Below are 18,189 nucleotides of genomic sequence, written 5' to 3' on the forward strand. Positions count from 1 at the left end.
TGGGGGGATGCGGAGCGGCCACTGACTCCCACATTGTCGCCAGCCCCCGTTTAAAGTTTCGTTGCATTTGTTTTCGGGGTGCAAACAGGCGGAATCCCGCCCCCCGGTGCACCGGACGCGCCCCGTTCGCGCGCGTCCGGCGCGGTGGGGCGACTACCAGACCTTCACGCGCTGCTCGGGCGTGAGGTAGAGGCCCTGGCCGGGCTTCACGTCGAACGCCTGGTACCACGCGTCCAGGTTGCGCACGGTGGCGGTGCGGTACGGGCCGGGCGAGTGCCCGTCCGTCATCAGCAGGCGGCGCAGCAGCGGTTCGCGGAACTTGTTGCGCCACACCTGGGCGAAGCCGAGGAAGAAGCGCTGCTCGCCGCTGAAGCCGTCCTTCACGGCCGCGGGCTGGCCGCCCAGCGACATCATGTAGGCGTCATGGGAGATGGAGACGCCGGCCACGTCGGCGATGTTCTCCCCCAGCGTCAGCTCCCCGTTCACCGTCATGTCGGGCAGCGGGCGGTAGGTGTCGTACTGGGCGGCGAGCGCCTTGCCGGCGGCCTTGAAGCGCTCCAGGTCCTTGGCCGTCCACCAGTTGGCGAGCTTCCCCTTCGCGTCGAACTGCGCGCCCACGTCGTCGAAGCTGTGGATGATTTCATGGCCGATGACGGACCCGATGCCGCCGTAGTTCACGGCCGGGTCGGCGTTCGGATCAAAGAAGGGGGCCTGGAGGATGGCGGCGGGGAAGATGATGGAGTTCTGCTGCGGCGAGTTGAGCGCGTTGACCTCCTGCGGCGTCATGAACCACTCCTTGCGGTCCACGGGCTTGCCCAGCTTGGCCAGGTTGCGCTGGTAGTCGAAGCGCTCCGCGCGCTCGGCGTTGCCGAAGGCATCACCCCTGATGACCTCCAGCGCCGCGTAGTCGCGCCAGGTGTCCGGGTGCCCGATGCCCACCTGCACCGTGCCCAGCTTCTCCTTGGCGCGGGCCTTGGTCTCCGGCGACATCCACTCCAGCGCGTCGATGTGGCGGCCCAGCGCGGCCAGGATGTTGCGCACCATGACGTCCGCCTCGGCCTTGGCCTGGGGCGGGAAGTGCTTCTCCACGTAGCGCTTGCCGACGGCCTCGCCCATCGCGTGGTTGGTCAGGTCCACGCCGCGCTTCCAGCGCTCGCGCAGCTGCTGCGCGCCGGAGAGCGTCTTGCCGCTGAACTCGAAGCCCGCGTCGACGAACGCCTTGGGCAGGACGGGGGTGCCGCGCACGATGGCGTGGAAGGCCAGGTAGTCCTTCCACGTCTGGAGGGGCTCACTGCCCACGAGGCGGGAGATGCCCGTCAGCGCGCTCGGCTGCCAGACGATGAACTCTCCTTGCTGGGCGAGCCCCGCGGCCGCGAACCACGCGGCCCAGTCCAGCCCGGGCGCCTTCTTCGCGAAGTCCGCCTGCTTCCAGGGGTTGTTCACCTTGGCCACGTCCTGCGTGTCCTGGGCGGACCAGTGGGCCTGGGCGATCTTCTTCTCCAGCGCCAGGATGGCGCGGGCCTTCGTGTCCGCGTCGGCGATGCCCGCGTTCTTCAGCTGCACGGCGATGTGCCGCTGGTACTTCTCCCGCACCTCTTTGAAGCGCGGCGTGTCCTTCAGGTAGAAGTCGCGGTCCGGCAGCAGCAGGCCGCCCTGGAGGAGGTACGCGGCATAGCGGCTGGGGTCGTTCAGGTCCTCCGCCACCCACAGGCCGAAGAGGCGCTCGGTGGTGGTCTGCCCGGTGTTGAGCGCGTCCACGTCCGCGCGCAGGGTGGTGCCCAGCAGCGTGGACAGCTCCTTGCGGTTGGCGATGGCGGAGATGCGCTGGAGCTCCGGCTGGAGCGGGGTGATGCCCTTGGCCTCGATGCCCGCCTCGTCCATGAAGCTGGCGAAGAAGTCACCCAGCTTGCGCTCCTCGCTGCCCGGGGCCGCGTCCGACTTCGCGGCGGCCTCCAGCAGGTCGCGCGTCTGCTGCGCGGCCCCGTCCGCCAGCCGCGAGAACATGCCGTACGCGGGGCGGTCCGCGGGGATCTCCGTCGTGTCCTGCCACTTGCCGTTGACGTAGCGGTAGAAGTCGTCCCCCGGCGCCACGGCGGTGTCCATGCCCGGCGTGTCGATGCCGAAGCTGCCGTACACCGGCTTGGGGGCGGCGGCCGGCGCGGGCGGCGGTGTCGGGGCGGCGGCCTGCGCGGGCGGCGTCGCCGGGGCCTTCTCTGCGGGGGCGGTGGACGCGCACGCGGTGATGAGCGCGGACGCACAGACGCCGAGCGTCATGCGCGCGGCGCCAAAGGGCGGTCTGGAACGGGACGTCATGGAAGCTCCTGGATGGGCCCAACGGGCTGGCGCACTCTGGCGCACCGGGGCGCGCCGCCAACATTCCAAACAGGGATTTCATCCCAGACTTCATGGCGACCCGCGTTGAAGCGCAGGCGCGTCCCGGCGACCGGACCGGCCCCGGCGTCAACGGGCGACGGGGGCCCCCCGGGGCGTGACGTCATGCCGGCCCGCGCGCACCAGCGCGCCTCCGGCCGCCAGCAAGCCCAGGCCGAAGGCGAGGAAGCCCAGGTCCCACGCCAGCTCCGAGGGGCCGGAGCGGACGTGGTGCACGCCCAGGAGCTGGTGGTCGATGAGCCCCTCCACGACGTTGAACAGGCCCCAGCCGCCCAGCAGGCACCCGGCGAAGGTGCGCGTGGACCAGGGCACGTCCGCGCGCTGCCCGGCGCGCCACAGCAACACCAGCCCGGCGAAGGTCATCAGCCAGGTGAAGGCGTGGAAGAGCCCGTCCCAGAACATGTTCACCTTGGCGTTCACCAGGGTGTCCGGGGGCAGGTGGCTGGAGAGCATGTTGTGCCATTGCAGGAGCTGGTGCAGGAGGATGCCGTCGACGAAGCCCCCCAGCCCCACGCCCAGCAGCACGCCCGCGGAGAGCAGGGGCCCCCGGTGCATCCGGCTCATGGCTCGCCCTCCGCGCGCGCCGTGAAGTGCAGCCGGGTCACGACGCAGAGGATGACCGCGAAGGGCAGCACGGTGATGGCCAGCCGGCCCCAGAAGTGCTCGTTGAAGATGCCGGCCTCCACCGCGGGCCGGCAGGTCTCGCACGCGAGGGCCGCGCCGCTTGAGAGCAGCGTGCCCAGGAACGTGAGTGCCTCTGTGCTTCGCATGCGCGTCCCTCCCGGGCCTCTTTGAACGGGAGGACGCTAGCCGTGCCGCGAGGCTCGCCAAAGCCAGTCGCCAGCCGGCGTCCGCTTTCGGGCAACGGACCTGTCCGGGAGATCTACGAGGAGGAAGGCGGCGGGACGGGCGCGCCTACTTGCCGACGGTGGCGTAGTCGCCCTTGAGCGCGACGCCCGCGACCATGGTGCCCGCGTGGCACTCGATCTCCGTGGCGCTCTTGAACTCCACCTTCTTGTAATAGCTGGTGACGTTGATCACCGCGTTGGCGCCGTTCTTCTTCGCGCCGTCCTGCAGGGCGATGAGCGCGGAGAGCGCGACCCACTTGCAGGCGTACTCGTCCGACTTGCCCACGGCGTTGGTCTTCTTGTTCGTCACGTCGCTGCCCAGCGTCTTCGCCACCTTGGGCGTCTTCTGGCCGTCCAGGTAGATCTTCACCGTGCCGTCCAGCTTCTGCTTCGCCTCCGGGAGGGCCATGACGTCCGCCAGCTTGACCTTCACCACGGTGTCGCGCGCCAGCGCGGGGCTCGCGGCGGTGAGGGCCAGCAGCAACAGGGTCTTCTTCATCGCGGGTGCTCCAGGGCTCAGGGCCAGCGGCGGAAGATCAACGACGTGTTGATGCCACCGAAGGCGAAGTTGTTGCTCATCACCAGGTCCGTCCGCAAAGCACGTCCCTCCCCGGTGACATAGTCCAGCGGCGCGCACTTCGGATCCACGGTGGCGGCGTCCAGGTGCAGCGTGGGGGCGAACCAGTTGGCGCGCATCATCTGGATGCTCATCCACGCCTCCAGCGCGCCGCAGGCCCCCAGCGTGTGGCCCATGTAGCTCTTGAGCGACGACAGGGCGACCTGCTCCCCGAACACCGCCAGCGTGGCCGCGCTCTCCGCCGCGTCCCCGGTGTCCGTCGCGGTGCCGTGCGCGTTGACGTACGGGATGGCGGAGGCCGGCACGCCCGCGTCCTCCAGCGCCAGCCGCATCGCCTGCGCCATGGTGTCCGCGTTGGGCTGGGTGACGTGGCGGCCGTCGCTGTTGGTGCCGTACCCCAGCACCTCCGCGTGGATGGTCGCGCCGCGCGCGCGGGCGTGCTCCAGGTCCTCCAGCACCAGCGTGCACGCGCCCTCGCCCAGCACCAGCCCGTCGCGCTCCGCGTGGAAGGGGCGGGGGGACAGGTGGGGGGCCTCGTTGTGCTTCGTGCTGGTGGCGAAGAGGGTGTCGAAGACGGCGGCGCCCGTGGCGTCCAGCTCCTCCGCGCCGCCCGCGAGCATCGCCACCTGGCGGCCCAGCTTGATGGCCTCGTACGCGTAGCCGATGCCCTGGCTGCCGGAGGTGCACGCGCTGGACGTGGTGATGATGCGCCCGGTGATGCCGAAGAAGACGCCGATGTTGACGGCCGCCGTATGGGACATCATCCGCAGGTACGTCGTCGCGGTGATGCCCTCCGTCGTCTTGTGGGTGATCATCTTCCCGAAGTCGCCCATGTTCTCCGGCGTCCCCGCGGAGGAGCCGTAGGCGATGCCCATCCGGCCACTCTTCACCAGCGGGTCGCCCAGCAGGCCCGCGTCCTGGAGCGCCAGCTCGCTGGCGCGCGTCGCCAGCAGCGCCACGCGGCCCATGGTGCGCGTCGTCTTGCGCGAGTACGTGGCCGGCGGCAGCTCGAAGGGCGCGGTCGGGGCCCCCAGCCGCGTGTGCAGGCCTTCGTACTGCTTCCAGCCCTCCATCACCTGGACGGCGTTCTGGCGGGCGCGCAGCCGCGCCTCCACCGTCGTCCAGTCGTGGCCCAGGGGGCTCAGGGCCCCCACGCCGGTGACGACCACGCGCTTCATCCGACCATCCCCCCGTTCACGGAGATCACCTGACGCGTGATGTAGCCGGCGTCCTCGGCCATGAGGAAGCTCACCGCGGCGGCGACCTCCTCGGGTGTGCCCATCCGGCGCGCGGGGATGAGCTTCAGCGCCTCCTCCACCACCTGCGGGTCCACCATCTCCGTGTCGATGAGGCCCGGGGCCACGCAGTTGACGGTGATGTTCCGCTTGGCCAGCTCCACCGCCAGCGCCTTCGTCGCGCCGATGATGCCCGCCTTGGCGGCGCTGTAGTTCACCTGGCCCCGGTTGCCCATCAGGCCGGACACCGACGCCAGCGTGACGATGCGGCCCGGCTTGCGGCGGCGCACCAGCGGCATCGTGAGGGGGTTGAGCACGTTGTAGAAGGCGTCCAGGTTGGTGTGGATGACGCTGTCCCACTCCTCGGACGTCATGGACGGAAACGCGTTGTCGCGCGCGATGCCCGCGTTGCACACCACGCCGTAGTAGCAGCCGTGCGCCTCCACGTCCGCGAGCAGCGCGGCCTGCGTCCCGGCCCGGTCCGACACGTCGAACTGGAGCACGCGCGCCTCCCGGCCCGCGTCCCGCACTTGGGAGGCCACCGCGTCCGCTTCCTCGCGCCGGCTGCGGCAGTGCACCACGACGTCGAAGCCGTCGCGTGCGAGGCGCAGCGCGATGGCGCGGCCGATGCCCCGGCTGGAGCCCGTCACCAGCACCGTCTTGTCACCCATCTGTGTCGCCCCTCCTCACGTCGTGCCCGGCGGGCGGCTCGAACACCGTCAGCGCCGCCGTGGCCACCGTCTCCGTCCCAATGGTGATGGTGCAGTCGAACTGGCCCAGCCCGTTGTCCGCGAAGAACTGCCGGTGGACCTCGATGCGCAGGCACTCCCCCGTCCGGAAGACGGGGCGCTGGCAGTCGTAGCGGCGCGTGCCCAAGAGGAAGCCCACCTTCGGCACCTCCCCGCGCAGCCGCGCGTGCCAGCCGGCCCAGGCGGCCACGGCCTGGGCCATGAACTCGATGCCCACCCAGCCGCCCACGCCGCCGTCGGCGAAGAAGAGGCTGTCCTCGCGCACGGTGACCTCCGCGAGCAGCGTCTCCGCGTCGCCTTCCAGCACGCGGTCGAGCAGCCGCATGCGGCCGCCGTGGGGCACCAGGTCCGCGATGGGCAGGTCGATGGCGGTGCGCATCACGCCCGCTCCAGCACGAGGGCCGCGTTGCTGCCCCCGAAGGCGAACGAGTTGCTCAGCACGGCCCGGACCGGCCGCCCCAGCGACTCTCCGGGCTTCACCAGCGACAGCGCGGGGAGCGACTCATCCTCCGCCCCATCCCAGAAGTGCGCGGGCAGCCGCCCCTCCGGGTTGTCCGTCAGCGTCAGCCACGCGAAGGCCGCCTCCAGCGCGCCCGCGGCGCCCAGCGTGTGGCCGGTGAGCGGCTTGGTGCTGCTGGCCTTCACGCCGGGGCCCAGCAGCGCGTGCACCGCGCGGCTCTCCATGGCGTCGTTCTGCTGCGTCGCGGTGCCGTGCAGGTTCACGTAGTCCACGCCGTCGGGCTCAAGCCCCGCGCGCCGGAGCGCTTCGCGGATGGCGGCGATGGCGCCCCGGCCCCCGGGCTCCGGCGCGGAGATGTGGTGCGCGTCGGAGGACTCGCCCCAGCCGGACAGGCGCACCGGCCCCGGCTCGCGCGTCATCAGGAACAGCGCCGCCGCCTCGCCAATGTTGATGCCGTGGCGGTGGACGCTCATCGGGTTGCAGCGCGCCTCGCTCACCGACTCCAGCGCGCGGAAGCCCGCCACGGTGAAGCGGCACAGGGAATCCACGCCGCCCGTCAGCACCGCGTCCACGGTGCCCGCGCGCAGCAGGCGCGCCGCGCTCGCCAGGGCCTTGGCGCTGGAGGAGCACGCGGTGGAGATGACATAGGCGGGCCCCGAAAGGCCCAGCACGTGCGCGAGCGCGCTCGCGGGGGCGCCCAGCTCCTGCTGAGCCAGGTGGAAGGTCGCGGGCAGCTGGCCCGTGGCGTGCTGCCCGGCGATGGCGCCCTCGCCCTCTCCGATGCCGGAGGTGCTGGTGCCCAGCACGACGGCCACGCGCCCCGGGCCGAAGCGGGCCACGGCGGCGTCCACGGCGGGACGGACCTCCGCGAGCGCGGTCAGCAGCAGCGCGTTGTTGCGGCTGCGCCAGGCCCCGGGCAGCGCGTCCTGGGGCGCGAGCGCGGCGGTGACGACGCCCAGGTGCAGCGCGCGATCCGCGTACCCCTCATGGGGCGCCACGCCGGACGGGGTGGCGGAGAACAGCGCGCGGGCCACCTCGCGCTTCCCGGCGCCCAGGGCGCAGACGAGGCCGAGCTGGTGGAGGAAGACGGGAGGCATCATGGAAGGGTCACTCGTCCGCCGGGCGCGAATCGATGGTGAGCCGGTAGTGCTCGGAGAGGTTGAGGAGCTGCGTGCGCCCTGCCCAGCGCGGCTCGCCATCGTAGCGCACCGTCACCCATTCCCTGCCGTTCTTCGACAGGGCGCGGCGCCCCGGACCCTCCTCCAGGGTCCACCCGGGGGGCAGGGCGGCGCGCACGGCGTCGGCCGGCCAGTAGACGAGCTGCACGTCCCGCAGCACCGGCGCGGACTGGAACCGGGCGGGCAGGCGCGGGTCGCGCTCCTCGTCCAGCGTGGTGCCGTTCCAGCGCAGCGTGAGGATGCGCTGCCCCATCGCGAAGCCCGCCAACTGCATCCACTCCGCGTCCACCTCCAGCAGGGCCTCCAGCGAGCGGGGGCCGCCGGGGTCCGCTTCGTGCGCGAACTCCAGGCGCTGGGTGAGGCTCACGCTGGTGCCCAGGGCGGCGGGCGACAGCCGCAGCTCCGGCAGCGGCTCGCCGGGGGCGGCGGGCTTCGGCCGGGGCGCGGTGGCGCAGGCGACCAGCGTGGCGGTGAGCAGGGCGGTGATGGCTAGGCGCACACGGCCTCGAGCACGCCCAGACGCCGCTTGCTCTCCGCGACGTAGGGGTTGTTCGTGTCCCAGGCGTAGCCGGCCAGGATGGCGGAGATCATCCGCCGCACGTCCGGGGACGGGGTTGGATGGAAGAGGACCCGCTGGAAGCCGCCCTCGTACCAGGACTCCACGAAGGTGCGGAAGGTGTCCACGCCCGCCTTGAGCGGCTTCGCGTAGTCCTGCTCCCAGTCCACCGTCTCCCCGTTGTGCGCCCGCTGGATGCAGGCCGCCGCGAGGCTCGCGGACTTGAAGGCGATGGTGACGCCCGAGGAGAACACCGGATCCAGGAACTCGCCCGCGTTGCCCAGCAGCGCGAAGCCCGGGCCCCACAGCGACTTCACGTTGGCCGCGTAGCCGGTGAGCTTGCGCGCGGGCGTGTCCCACACCGCGTCCTTCAGCAGCTCCGCCAGCGACGGCGTCTCCTTCACGATGGCCTGGAGCCGCTCGGTGTCCGTGCCCTGGTACTGGTCCAGGTATTCCGTCTTCGCGACGACGCCCAGCGAGCAGCGGCCGTCGGAGAAGGGGATGGTCCAGTACCAGACGTGCACGTGTTCGGGGTGCACCGTCACGCGGATCTTGTTGCGATCAAAGCTGCCCGGCGGCGTGCGGTCCAGGACGTGGGTGAAGATGGCGCCGCGCCGGGGGAAGTCCGACGGCGTCTCCAGGTTCAGCAGGCGCGGCAGCACGCGGCCAAAGCCGCTCGCGTCCAGGAGGAAGCGCGCGCGCACCAGGTACGTCTCTCCTTCGGGCGAGCGCACCGTCACCTCCGGCCTGGCACCGCTCGTGTCCACGGACAGGACTTCGTGGCGGTAGCGCACGGTGGCGCCCTGGCGCTCGGCGCTCCTGGCGAGCACGTGGTCGAAGTGGGCGCGCTGCACCTGGAAGGTGGTGCCCCAGCCGGGGGAGAACTTGTCGCGGAAGTCGAAGTCCGTGTACTGGTCGCCGCGCACGAAGGCCGCGCCGTTCTTGTACTGGAAGCCCGCCTCCACCACGTCCTGGAGCATGCCGGCCTCCTCGATGTACTCCATGCTCTGCGGCAGCAGGCTCTCGCCGATGGAGAAGCGGGGGAACTGCTCGCGCTCCAGCACGAGGACGTCCCGGCCCTGCTTGCGCAGGAGGCCCGCGGCGACGGAGCCCGCGGGGCCCGCGCCAATGATGAGGATGTCCGCCAGTTCAGTTTTCAAGGTGTGGCCTTCTTGGGTGGAAGTCGGAAGCAGGGGGTGAGGATCCAGATGGTGACCTCGCCCAGCAGCATGGCGAGGCCGAAGGAGCGCAACGCGGGCGTGGCCGACAGGGCCAGCAGGCCGAAGGACAGGAGCGTGCTCACGCCGGCCAGCGCCACCGCGAGCCACGCGGCGCCGTCACCGGGGTGCTCCAGCAGGAAGATGCCGTAGTCCACGCCCATGCCCAGCAGCAGCACCAGTCCCAGCACGGTGAACAGCTGCAGGGGCGCGCCCACCCAGCCGAAGAGCGCGAGCGTGATGAGCGTGCCCAGCACGGACGGCAGCCACGCGCGCCACGCCTGCCGCCCGAAGCGGGCCCCCAGCATGAGCAGCACCGCGACATAACCCGCGACGATGAGCCCGCCCATGATGCGCCGGTAGCGGCCGAGCAGCCCGGAGATCTCCGCCGTCTTGTCCACCCAGCGGATGCCCTCCAGGCCGCGCGTGGCCTCCTCCAGTCGCGGGAGCTGCTGGGGGTCGTTGAGGCCGCGCAGCATGAGGACGCTGTATTGACGCGCGCCCAGCGTCCCCAGCCATTGCTGGCGGATGGTGGCGGCGGCGGGGCCGGCCAGGAAGCGCGAGGGCGTGAGCGGCTCCTCGGCGAAGGCGGCGCGCGTGGGGGCCTCGCCCGTGGACTCGCTGACGGCGGCCACGGCCCGCGCTTCGGCGCGAGCGCTCAGGGCCGCGTCCTCGCGCTGCTGGGCCTGGGAGGGGAGCCAGTCGGACACGGCGCGGTAGCCCGCGAACACCCGGGCCGCGACCAGTGCGTCCAGCCGCTGCTTGAGCGCTGACTCGCGCGCGAGCACCTGTTCGTCGCTGTCCCCCTCCACCAGGAAGAACTGCGCGGGGCTGGGCAGGCCCAACAGCCGCCCCAGCTCGCGCTGGTCGGCGATGAGGTTCGCGGGGGCGCCCTGCAACTGGCGCAGGTCGTCCTGGGGCTCCAGCTTCCAGAGGCCCACGGCCACCAGCGCGGCGACGGCGGCGCCCGTCAGCCACCAGCCCCGCGTGGAGGTGATGCGCGGCCAGCGGGTGATGGAGGCGGAGAAGCGCGCGGAGAAGGCGGTGACGTGCAGCGTGCCCCGGTCCAGGGACGGGAACCAGCACATCACGGTGAGGAACGCGGCGGTGAGGCCGGCGGCGGAGAACACCGCCATCTGGCGCAGGCCGGGGAAGGGCGCGACGCCCAGCGCCAGGTACGCCACCACGCTGGTGACGAGCGCCAGCGCCATGCCCGGCAGGAGCGAGCGCATCACCGGCCCGCGCTCGGACGGGGCCCTGCCCTGGCGCGCGGCGAAGTAGTGGAAGCCGTAGTCCTCCGCCACGCCCACCAGGCTCGCGCCGAACACCAGCGTGAGCAGGTGCACCCGGTCGAACACGAGCGCGGTGACGCTCAGCGCCACCGCGCACCCCAGCGCGAGCGACACGCCCACGAGCAGGATGGGACGCAGCGAGCGGAAGGTGAGCCATACCAGGACGAGCACCGCCGCCAGCGAGCCGAGGCCGATGGTGGACATCTCCCAGCTCGCCTGCGCCGCGGCGGCCTCCGCGTACAGCGGCACGCCCGAGGCCACCAGCCGGGCGCCGGGCACGGCGGCCTCCACCCGCGCGCGGGCCTGCTCCACGGCGGCGGTGACGCGGGCGCCGTCTCCCAGCGCGAAGGCGGAGACCTTGCTCTTCCAGGTGAGGAGCACCCACTCGCGGCCCTCGCCCGACAGCCACAGCCGCCCGTCGCGGGGCCGCGCGGAGGTCTCCCCCGCGCGGGCCTGCCACCAGTCCGGCCACAGGCCCAGCGGATCCGCGTTCCAGTCCGTCATCCGCGCGCCCGCGGGCTGGTACAGCTTCATCAGGGCCGTGCCGCCCAGCTCCTCCGGCGTCGCGCGCGTGAGCCACTGGCGCTGCGCGGGCGTGAGCAGCCGGTCCCGATAGGGCCGGTAGAAGTCCACCGCCTGGTCCAGCGCGGAGGTGTCCACCACGGCGGGCTCCAGCACGTCGGAGGCCTGCGCCAGGGCCCGCGTGGCCTCGTCCGCGACCTGCTGCGCGGAGGCCCAGTCCTTCGCGCCCACCAGCAGCACCACCTGCCGGCCGGCCTCGTCGGCCAGCTTGCGCGTGGCGGCGTCCACCTCCGGCGCCTGCTCGTCCTCCGGCAGGAGCGCGAGCACGTCGGTGTCCAGGCGGGCCGCGCGCCAGAAGTGCACCTGGTGCACGCCCACGGCGAGCACCACCAGGGCCCAGAGGATGGCCAGCCTATTTGCCAAGGCGCTCGGTTTCCGTGGCATCCGGCGGCGGCGTCCGGGTGAGCTGGTCGAAGAGGATGACGCTCACGTCGCCGCGCGTCTCCTCCATCCGCACCTGCCGCACGTACCCGTCGCCTTCCAGTTGGATGTGCTTGAAGACGCGCGCGAGCCCGGCGTCCGTGGGCGTCAGCTCCAGCCGCCAGCCGGCGGGGCCCACCAGCGCGCCCTCCACCTTGAAGCGCTTCTGCAGCGTCGTCACGTCACCGGCGAGCAGCGCGAAGAGCAGCTCGTTCACCGCCGCCAGCGCCGGCTCCTTCGTGGAGTCCAGGTGGTAGGCCGCGCCGCCCTGGCCCTGCTCGGCGCTCAGCGACTTGCGCGTGAGCGTCAGCGTGGAGGCGAAGGGCGTGCGCGTGTTCCACAGCACGCCCTGGTCGCGGGCGAGCAGGAAGTCGCCCTTTGACACCAGCGGCTTCTTGAAGCCCGTCACGGTCTTCTTCTGCTCGAACCGGCCCCGCACGAGCGGCGCGTCCACCAGCCGGGCGCGCACGTCCTTCACGAGGTCGGAGGCGTGGGCGCTCAGCGACAGCAGCGCGCAGCCAAGGGCGAGAAGGCGCTTCATTCCGGTCTCACTCCCAGCTTGGTCCAGAGGACCTCCGGACAGACGAACTGCATCTCCCCCGTCGCCAGGGCCACCGCCACCTGGATGGTGTGGGCCTGGTTCACCTTGCGCCCCGTGGCCGCGTCGCGCAGCGCGTAGTCGAAGCGCAGCCGGTTCTCCCACTCGGTGATTTCGGCGCGCACGATGATCTTCTGCTTGTAGGAGATGGGGGACACGTACTTGAGCCGCATGTCCACCACGGGCCAGCCGTAGCCGGACTCGCGCATCCGCGGATAGTCGTAGTCGTGGCGGCGCAGGAGGGCGCAGCGCGCCAGCTCCAGGTACTTCACGTAGTGGCCGTGCCAGACGATCTCCATCATGTCGAGGTCGTGGAACGGCGGCTCGATTTCGATTTCGCAGCTCAGGTCAGGCTTCATGCAACCTCCACTCGCGGCGGCGGAGCGCCGTCAGCAGGCCCTGCAGCTCGCCATCCAGGGCCCGGTCCTCCACCAGCAGGGGGATGCGCGCCTCCAGGTCCGCGTGCATGGCCGCGAGCGCGGGGCCCGGCTTCACCTCCGCGTCCACGCGCTGCCGCAGGGTGACGCCCTGGCGCGCCGCGATGAGCATGGCCGCCACCACCTGCTCCGTCAGCTCCAGCACGCGCAGGCAGTCGCGCGCGGCGATGGTGCCCATGCTGACCTTGTCCTGGTTGTGGCACTCCGTGGAGCGGGAGAAGACGGACGCGGGCATCGTCTGCTTGAGCGCCTCCGCCGTCCACGCTGAGACGCTGATCTGCACCGCCTTGAGGCCGTGGTTGATGGCCGCCCTGGGGCCCGTGCAGGCGGAGAGGTTGGCGGGCAACCCGTGGTTGAAGCGGGGGTCCACCAGCAGCGCGAGCTGCCGGTCCAGCAGGTCCGCCACGTTGGCCACCGCCGTCTTCAGGCCGTCCATGGCGAAGGCGATGTGGCCGCCGTAGAAGTGGCCGCCGTGCAGCACGCGCTCGCCGTCGGGGTCGATGAGCGGGTTGTCGTTGGCGCTGTTCAGCTCGTTCTCGATGAGCGTGCGGAAGAAGGGCAGCGCGTCCTCCAGCACGCCGATGACGTGCGGCGCGCACCGCAGCGAATACCGGTCTTGAAGCCGCTGCTCGTTGCGGGACGGCCGGTCCGTGACCAGGTCCGCGCGCAGCCGGGCCGCCACGCGCTGCTGGCCCGCGTGCGGCTTGGCGGAGAAGAGCGTCTCATCGAAGTGGTGCGTATTGCCGGCGCTCGCCAGCACGTTGAACGCGGTCAGCCGCGTGGCCAGCCGGGACAGGTACTCCGCCCGCTCCCACGCCAGACACGCCAGGGCGGTCATCACGGCGGTGCCGTTCATGATGGCCAGCCCCTCCTTCGGCCGCAGCTTCAGGGCAGGGACGCCCAGCGACGCCAGCACCTGCGCCGCGGGCTTCCGCTCGCCCTGGTACCAGACGTCGCGCTCGCCGCAGAGCACCGCCGCCACGTAGGACAGGGGCGTCAAATCACCGCTCGCGCCCACGGAGCCCTCGGCCGGAATCAGGGGCAGCACGTCGTGCTGGAGCAGCAGCTCCAACTGGGAGAGCAGCCCCTCGCCCACGCCGGAGAAGCCCTGGCACAGCGAGGCGAGCCGCGTGGCCAGCACCGCGCGCGTCTCCTCGGGCGTGAGGAACCGGCCCGCGCCGATGCCGTGGTACGTGTAGAGGTGGTGCGGCAGCTCCGCGACGAGCGCGGGCGGGATGGACACCGTCACGGAGTCGCCGTAGCCGGTGGTGACGCCGTAGATGACGCCGTCCTCCGCCAGCAGCCGGTCCAGGAACGCGGCGCCCTTCGCGATGCGCTGGCGGAAGGCGGGGGCGGTCCCCAGCGCGGCCGGGCGTTCACGGCGCGCCAGCGCGCCCACGTCCTCCAGGGTCAGCCGCCCGCCGTCGAAGCGCACCGGCAGGTCAGTGGGTAGGGGGCTTCGCGGAGACATTCACCTGATCCCAGAAGGGAAAGAAGTTGAACCAGTCGTAGGGCGCGCGCTGGAGGAGCGCGGTGACCCGGGCGGCGTAGTGGCGTGCGCAGTCGGTGAGCGCGGCCTCGCGCTGGCCCCGGGGCAGGACGACGCGCTCGGAGAGGCACTCGAAGTGGATGGTGTAGCCGTCGCCTTCATGGATGCAGCCCAGCAGGTAGAGCGGACACTTGAGCAGCGCCGCCAGAACGTAGGGCCCCACGGGGAAGGGCGCGGGGTGGCCCAGGAAGTCGACGCGCACGGTCTGGCTGGCATTCACGGGAATGCGATCGCCCGCGATGACGACGAACTCGCCGGCCTCCACGCGCTCGTTCAACGCGACGGCGGTGGCCGGGCCCATGTCGGTGACCTCCATCAGGCGGAAGTCGCTCTCCGGGTTGAGCCGCTTGAGCAGGCGGTTGAACTGCTCCGCGTGCAGCGTGTGGACCAGGATGTTGAGCTTCACCTCGCCCCTGCGCTCCGCCATGGTGCGGCACAGCTCCAGGCAGCCCATGTGCGCGGTGACGATGACGCCGCCCCGGCCCGCCTTCGCCGCCTGGTAGAACTCCTCGCGGCCCTCGGTGCGCACGTTCTCGAAGCGGTAGCGCCCGCTGACCGCCAGCAGCTTGTCCAGCATCGTCTCCGCGAAGCTCAGCGTGTGGCGGACGCTGTCGCGCCAGTGGGGCTTGTGGCCCAGCGCGCCCGTCGCGGCCTCCACCCGCTCCAGGTACTGGCGCGAGGACTGGCGCAGCAGGGGCCGGCCCAGCCAGTGCGCCAGCACCACCGGGTACAGGCAGAGCCGGAACGGCCAGCGGCCCAGCAGCCGGTGGATCCAGTACAGCAGCCAGATGCCGGCGACGAAGGTCGTCTCCCCCATCTCCGCCCAATGGCGGGGCTTCATCGCGCCACCTTGCGCCACAGCAGCAGGGGCAGGCGCGCCAGCATCCCGAAGAAGAGCCGGGCGTGCATGCCGGAGATGCGCACGTTGTCCCAGAGCACGTCGAAGTGGGAGATGCCGTCGGTGGGGTAGCGCACGTGCGTGGGCTGGTTGAGGATGCGCATGCCGCGCCAGAACAGGCGCACCAGCACCTCCACGTCGAAGTCCATCCGCTTGCCGATGCGCACCGAGTCGATGAGCGCCACGGTGGGCGCCAGCGGGTAGACGCGGAAGCCGCACATCGAATCGCGGATGGCGAACGACAGCGTGTTGATCCACACCCAGACGTGCGTGGCGTAGCGGCCGTACAGCCGGCCCTTGGGCACGGACTCGTCGTAGACGGGCGTGCCGCACACCATCGTGTCGGGGTGCTGCTGCGCCAGCGCGAGGAAGCGGGGGATGTCGCGGGCGTCGTGCTGGCCGTCCGCGTCGATCTGCAACGCGTGGCTGTAGCCGCGCGCCCGGGCCGCGCGCAGGCCCGCCATCATCGCGCCGCCCTTGCCTTCGTTCCGGGGCAGGCGGACCACCTCCACGCCGCCGCTGTCGTCGCGCGCCAGCCCGTCCAGCACCGCCGCGCAGCCGGGCTCGCTGCCGTCGTCCACCAGCACGCAGGGCAGCCCGTGGGCGCGCACCGCGTGCACCACCGCGCCCACGGCCTCGCCGTGGTTGTAGACGGGAATCACCGCGCAGACCTTCATCCCACCCCTCCACCCAGCACGATGCGACCGCTGGCGTGCGCGCCCGCGTCCGACGTCAGCTTGAAGCCCAGCCGTCCGGACTCCGCCGCCCAGGTGAGCTCCAGCGTCAGGTGCGTGCCGGGCGGAATCACCTGCTGGAACTTCAGCGTCTCCAGCCGCAGGAAGTCCGGCGGCAGGGCGAAGTGCTCGCGGCCCAGCAGGAGCGCCCAGTCCACCTGGACGACGCCGGGCAGGATGGGCGTGCCGGGGAAGTGCCCCTCGAAGTAGGGCGAGCCCTCCTGGGCCTCCAGCGACAGGAGCACGCGGTCCGGGGCGCGCTCCAGCACGCGGAACGAGGGGCGCCTCGGGTCGAAGAGGGCGGCGAGCGCCGCTTCGGTGGATTTGCCCTGGGGGTTGACCGGCATGGCCTCCAGATACCGGAACCGGCGCGGCAAGGCACTGGACTCGAAATGCGGGGCCAGTTTCTCGCGCAGCGCCTGGTTCAGGGAGCGTCTGCCCCCCGCCTCCTGGAGCCGCCAGCCCGCCGCGTCCGGCACCGCCACCACCGCGAGCGTCACCCGGTGCCCGTCCGCCAGGGGCAGCACGCGCGCCTCGTGCACGAGCCCGCTGTCCACCAGCGCCCGCTCCATGGCGCTCAGGGACACGCGCTTCTCCTCCAGCTTGAGCAGCCGGTCGCGCCGGCCCAGCAGCTCGAAGCCGCCGGGCACGGGCCGCGCCCGGTCCTCTGTCGTGAACCACGCGCCCTCGGGCAGGTCCAGGTGCGGCGAGCGGACGGCCAGGACGTCGTCGGCGCCAGGGCCAGGGTCGGCGCCGGTGCGCACCTGCACGCCGGGCATCACCCGCCACGCCGCGGCGTCATCGGTGTCCCGCCTCCGCCACGCGACGCCGCCCGTCTCCGAGCTGCCGTAGACCTCCACCGGCGCCCGTCCCAGCAGGTCCCGGCAAGCCTGGAGCGCTTCGGGGCCGAGCGGCCCTCCCGACGAGAACAGCCCGCGCAGGTGGCCGCGCGCCGACGCCCAGTCGAGCGACGGGGGCAGCCGCTTCAGGTGCGCGGGGCTGGCCACCAGCAGCGCGGGGCCCGGGCGCAGCGCGGCCACGACGTCCTCCGGGTAGGGCAGCGCGTGCGCGTCGAAGGGCCGGCCTGACGCCAGCGGCCACAGCACCCGGAACAACAGGCCGTAGATGTGCTGGTGCGACACGGTGGCCAGGACGGGCACGTCCCCGGCCTCCGCGTCGAACAGGGCCCCCAACGTCACGACTTCGCGGGAGAGCTGCGACAGGCGCTTGGGGATGGCCGTGGGCTCGCCGCTGGAGCCGGACGTGTAGACGACCAGCGCGGCCAGCTCCGGCGCCAGCGAGTAGAACGCCCCGTCCGCGTCCGGGAGCGGCGCAATCGCCGTCACGCCCGCGGGGGCCCGTCCCGCGAAGCCCTCCACCTGGGCGCGCAGCGCGTCCAGCGTGGCGGGCCGCGCGTCGGCGGGGAGATAGATGCACACGCCCGCATGCCAGGCGCCCAGGAGCGCGGCGGCGAACTCGAAGGTGTCCTCCAGGAAGAGCGCGTGCCGCGTCCCCCCGTGCGCCGCGAAGGCCGCGCGCCAGCCCGCGACCCGGGCCCGGAGCGCGGCGAAGTCCAGCACCTGTCCCTCGCGGTGGGCCACGGGGTACCCGGCGGGACGGCCGTGGACGAGCAGGTGTTCGAGCGCGAGCGGCTCACCCATGGGCGTGCCGTGCGCGCACCCGCTGCCGCACCACCCATTCGCCGGCGAAGAGCAGCCCCATGAGGCCGTAGGCGATGAGGCCGTTGTAGAGCGCCCAGGTGGCGTCGCTCGCCCAGAGCGCGGTGGTGAGCGCGAGGCCGCCGTTGAGCACGAAGAAGCCGCACCACATCTGCGTTACCTTGCGCGTGTAGACGACGCCGGACGGGGGCAGGTCCTTCTCCCGCAGCCGCGCCAGCCGCTCAATGACGCTGGGGGGATAGGCGAGGCTGGTGGCGAAGACGGTGAGCAGCACGCCGTTCACCAGCACCGGGTAGAGCTTCAGGGGCAGCGCGTGGTTGCCCAGCATGCTGGAGGCCGCGAGCACCAGCGCCCCGACGGCGGCGGCGAGCCACATCTTCTCGCGGGTGGCCACCGCGCGCACCACCGCCATGCCCGCCAGGGGGAGCGCCATCCAGCGGGGCTCGAAGTGGCCCAGGCCCAGATAGACGAGTGGCGGATACGCGAGGCTCAAGAGCCCCAACAGCACCGGACGCAGGCGCTTCACGCCGCGGCGGAGTCGCTGCCGAGCAGGCCGTGCAGCGCGTCCACCACGTCCTGCAGCGTGCGCACCGAACGGAACACCTCCGGCGGAACGCGCTGGCCCGCCACGGGCTTCAGGCGCACCAGCAGGTCGATGGCGTCGATGCTGTCGATGTCCAGGTCATCATGCAGCCGCGCCTCCGGGATGATGCGCGACGGTTCGATGTCGAAGGTTTCCTGGAGGATGGCGCTGAGGCGCTCGAACAACTCGGGCTTGGTCATGGGGTG

General features: G+C 72.0%; 19 protein-coding genes. All 19 read right to left on the minus strand.

Annotated features, from left to right (window positions below):
- Positions 1-153: 153 nt before the first annotated feature.
- Positions 154-2,313 carry a M13 family metallopeptidase gene (locus tag OV207_RS31355; protein WP_267558682.1) on the minus strand — a complete coding sequence of 720 codons (2,160 nt, stop codon included), beginning with the start codon at positions 2,311-2,313 and terminating at the stop codon, positions 154-156.
- A 147-nt stretch (positions 2,314-2,460) separates the two neighbouring features.
- Entirely contained in the window at positions 2,461-2,955 is a 495-nt protein-coding gene (locus tag OV207_RS31360) for a DUF2243 domain-containing protein (protein WP_267558683.1), read from the minus strand.
- Positions 2,952-3,161 (minus strand): hypothetical protein, encoded by a 210-nt coding sequence (locus tag OV207_RS31365; protein WP_267558684.1) that lies wholly within the window; start codon positions 3,159-3,161, stop codon positions 2,952-2,954. The genes OV207_RS31360 and OV207_RS31365 overlap by 4 nt, the downstream gene beginning before the upstream one ends.
- 145 nt (positions 3,162-3,306) lie before the next feature.
- Positions 3,307-3,738 (minus strand): excinuclease ATPase subunit, encoded by a 432-nt coding sequence (locus tag OV207_RS31370; RefSeq protein ID WP_193430461.1) that lies wholly within the window; start codon positions 3,736-3,738, stop codon positions 3,307-3,309.
- A gap of 17 nt (positions 3,739-3,755) precedes the next feature.
- Positions 3,756-4,994 carry a beta-ketoacyl-ACP synthase gene (locus tag OV207_RS31375; RefSeq protein ID WP_267558685.1) on the minus strand — a complete coding sequence of 413 codons (1,239 nt, stop codon included), beginning with the start codon at positions 4,992-4,994 and terminating at the stop codon, positions 3,756-3,758.
- Positions 4,991-5,722 (minus strand): 3-oxoacyl-ACP reductase FabG, encoded by a 732-nt coding sequence (gene fabG, locus OV207_RS31380; RefSeq protein ID WP_267558686.1) that lies wholly within the window; start codon positions 5,720-5,722, stop codon positions 4,991-4,993. The genes OV207_RS31375 and fabG overlap by 4 nt, the downstream gene beginning before the upstream one ends.
- Complete coding sequence (locus OV207_RS31385) at positions 5,715-6,179, minus strand: hotdog family protein (protein WP_267558687.1); 465 nt, start codon at positions 6,177-6,179, stop codon at positions 5,715-5,717. Before OV207_RS31385 ends, fabG begins: the two co-directional genes overlap by 8 nt.
- Positions 6,179-7,360, minus strand: coding sequence for a beta-ketoacyl-ACP synthase (locus OV207_RS31390; protein WP_267558688.1), 1,182 nt, complete (start codon positions 7,358-7,360; stop codon positions 6,179-6,181). Before OV207_RS31390 ends, OV207_RS31385 begins: the two co-directional genes overlap by 1 nt.
- 7 nt (positions 7,361-7,367) lie before the next feature.
- The gene (locus tag OV207_RS31395; RefSeq protein WP_267558689.1) at positions 7,368-7,937 is read right to left on the minus strand and encodes a DUF3261 domain-containing protein; all 570 of its coding nucleotides are present in this window, start codon (positions 7,935-7,937) and stop codon (positions 7,368-7,370) included.
- Positions 7,928-9,154, minus strand: a complete 1,227-nt coding sequence (locus tag OV207_RS31400) for an NAD(P)/FAD-dependent oxidoreductase (protein WP_267558690.1) — start codon at positions 9,152-9,154, stop codon at positions 7,928-7,930. Before OV207_RS31400 ends, OV207_RS31395 begins: the two co-directional genes overlap by 10 nt.
- Positions 9,151-11,448, minus strand: a complete 2,298-nt coding sequence (locus tag OV207_RS31405) for an MMPL family transporter (RefSeq protein ID WP_267558691.1) — start codon at positions 11,446-11,448, stop codon at positions 9,151-9,153. Before OV207_RS31405 ends, OV207_RS31400 begins: the two co-directional genes overlap by 4 nt.
- On the minus strand, positions 11,438-12,046 hold the full coding sequence (locus OV207_RS31410) for a LolA family protein (protein ID WP_267558692.1): 609 nt from the start codon (positions 12,044-12,046) through the stop codon (positions 11,438-11,440). The genes OV207_RS31405 and OV207_RS31410 overlap by 11 nt, the downstream gene beginning before the upstream one ends.
- Positions 12,043-12,462 carry an acyl-CoA thioesterase gene (locus OV207_RS31415; protein WP_267558693.1) on the minus strand — a complete coding sequence of 140 codons (420 nt, stop codon included), beginning with the start codon at positions 12,460-12,462 and terminating at the stop codon, positions 12,043-12,045. Before OV207_RS31415 ends, OV207_RS31410 begins: the two co-directional genes overlap by 4 nt.
- Positions 12,452-14,011, minus strand: a complete 1,560-nt coding sequence (locus tag OV207_RS31420; RefSeq protein ID WP_267558694.1) for an HAL/PAL/TAL family ammonia-lyase — start codon at positions 14,009-14,011, stop codon at positions 12,452-12,454. Before OV207_RS31420 ends, OV207_RS31415 begins: the two co-directional genes overlap by 11 nt.
- Positions 13,983-14,930, minus strand: a complete 948-nt coding sequence (locus OV207_RS31425; RefSeq protein WP_267558695.1) for an acyltransferase — start codon at positions 14,928-14,930, stop codon at positions 13,983-13,985. Before OV207_RS31425 ends, OV207_RS31420 begins: the two co-directional genes overlap by 29 nt.
- Complete coding sequence (locus OV207_RS31430; RefSeq protein ID WP_267558696.1) at positions 14,927-15,664, minus strand: glycosyltransferase family 2 protein; 738 nt, start codon at positions 15,662-15,664, stop codon at positions 14,927-14,929. The genes OV207_RS31425 and OV207_RS31430 overlap by 4 nt, the downstream gene beginning before the upstream one ends.
- Positions 15,661-17,382: an AMP-binding protein gene (locus tag OV207_RS31435; protein WP_267558697.1), complete on the minus strand. Its 1,722-nt coding sequence runs from the start codon at positions 17,380-17,382 to the stop codon at positions 15,661-15,663. Before OV207_RS31435 ends, OV207_RS31430 begins: the two co-directional genes overlap by 4 nt.
- On the minus strand, positions 17,375-17,926 hold the full coding sequence (locus OV207_RS31440; RefSeq protein WP_267558698.1) for a hypothetical protein: 552 nt from the start codon (positions 17,924-17,926) through the stop codon (positions 17,375-17,377). Before OV207_RS31440 ends, OV207_RS31435 begins: the two co-directional genes overlap by 8 nt.
- Positions 17,923-18,183 (minus strand): acyl carrier protein, encoded by a 261-nt coding sequence (locus OV207_RS31445; RefSeq protein ID WP_193430475.1) that lies wholly within the window; start codon positions 18,181-18,183, stop codon positions 17,923-17,925. Before OV207_RS31445 ends, OV207_RS31440 begins: the two co-directional genes overlap by 4 nt.
- Positions 18,184-18,189 lie beyond the last annotated feature (6 nt).

Origin of the sequence: Corallococcus sp. BB11-1 (genome assembly GCF_026626625.1) — a bacterium.
Taxonomy (GTDB): domain Bacteria; phylum Myxococcota; class Myxococcia; order Myxococcales; family Myxococcaceae; genus Corallococcus; species Corallococcus soli.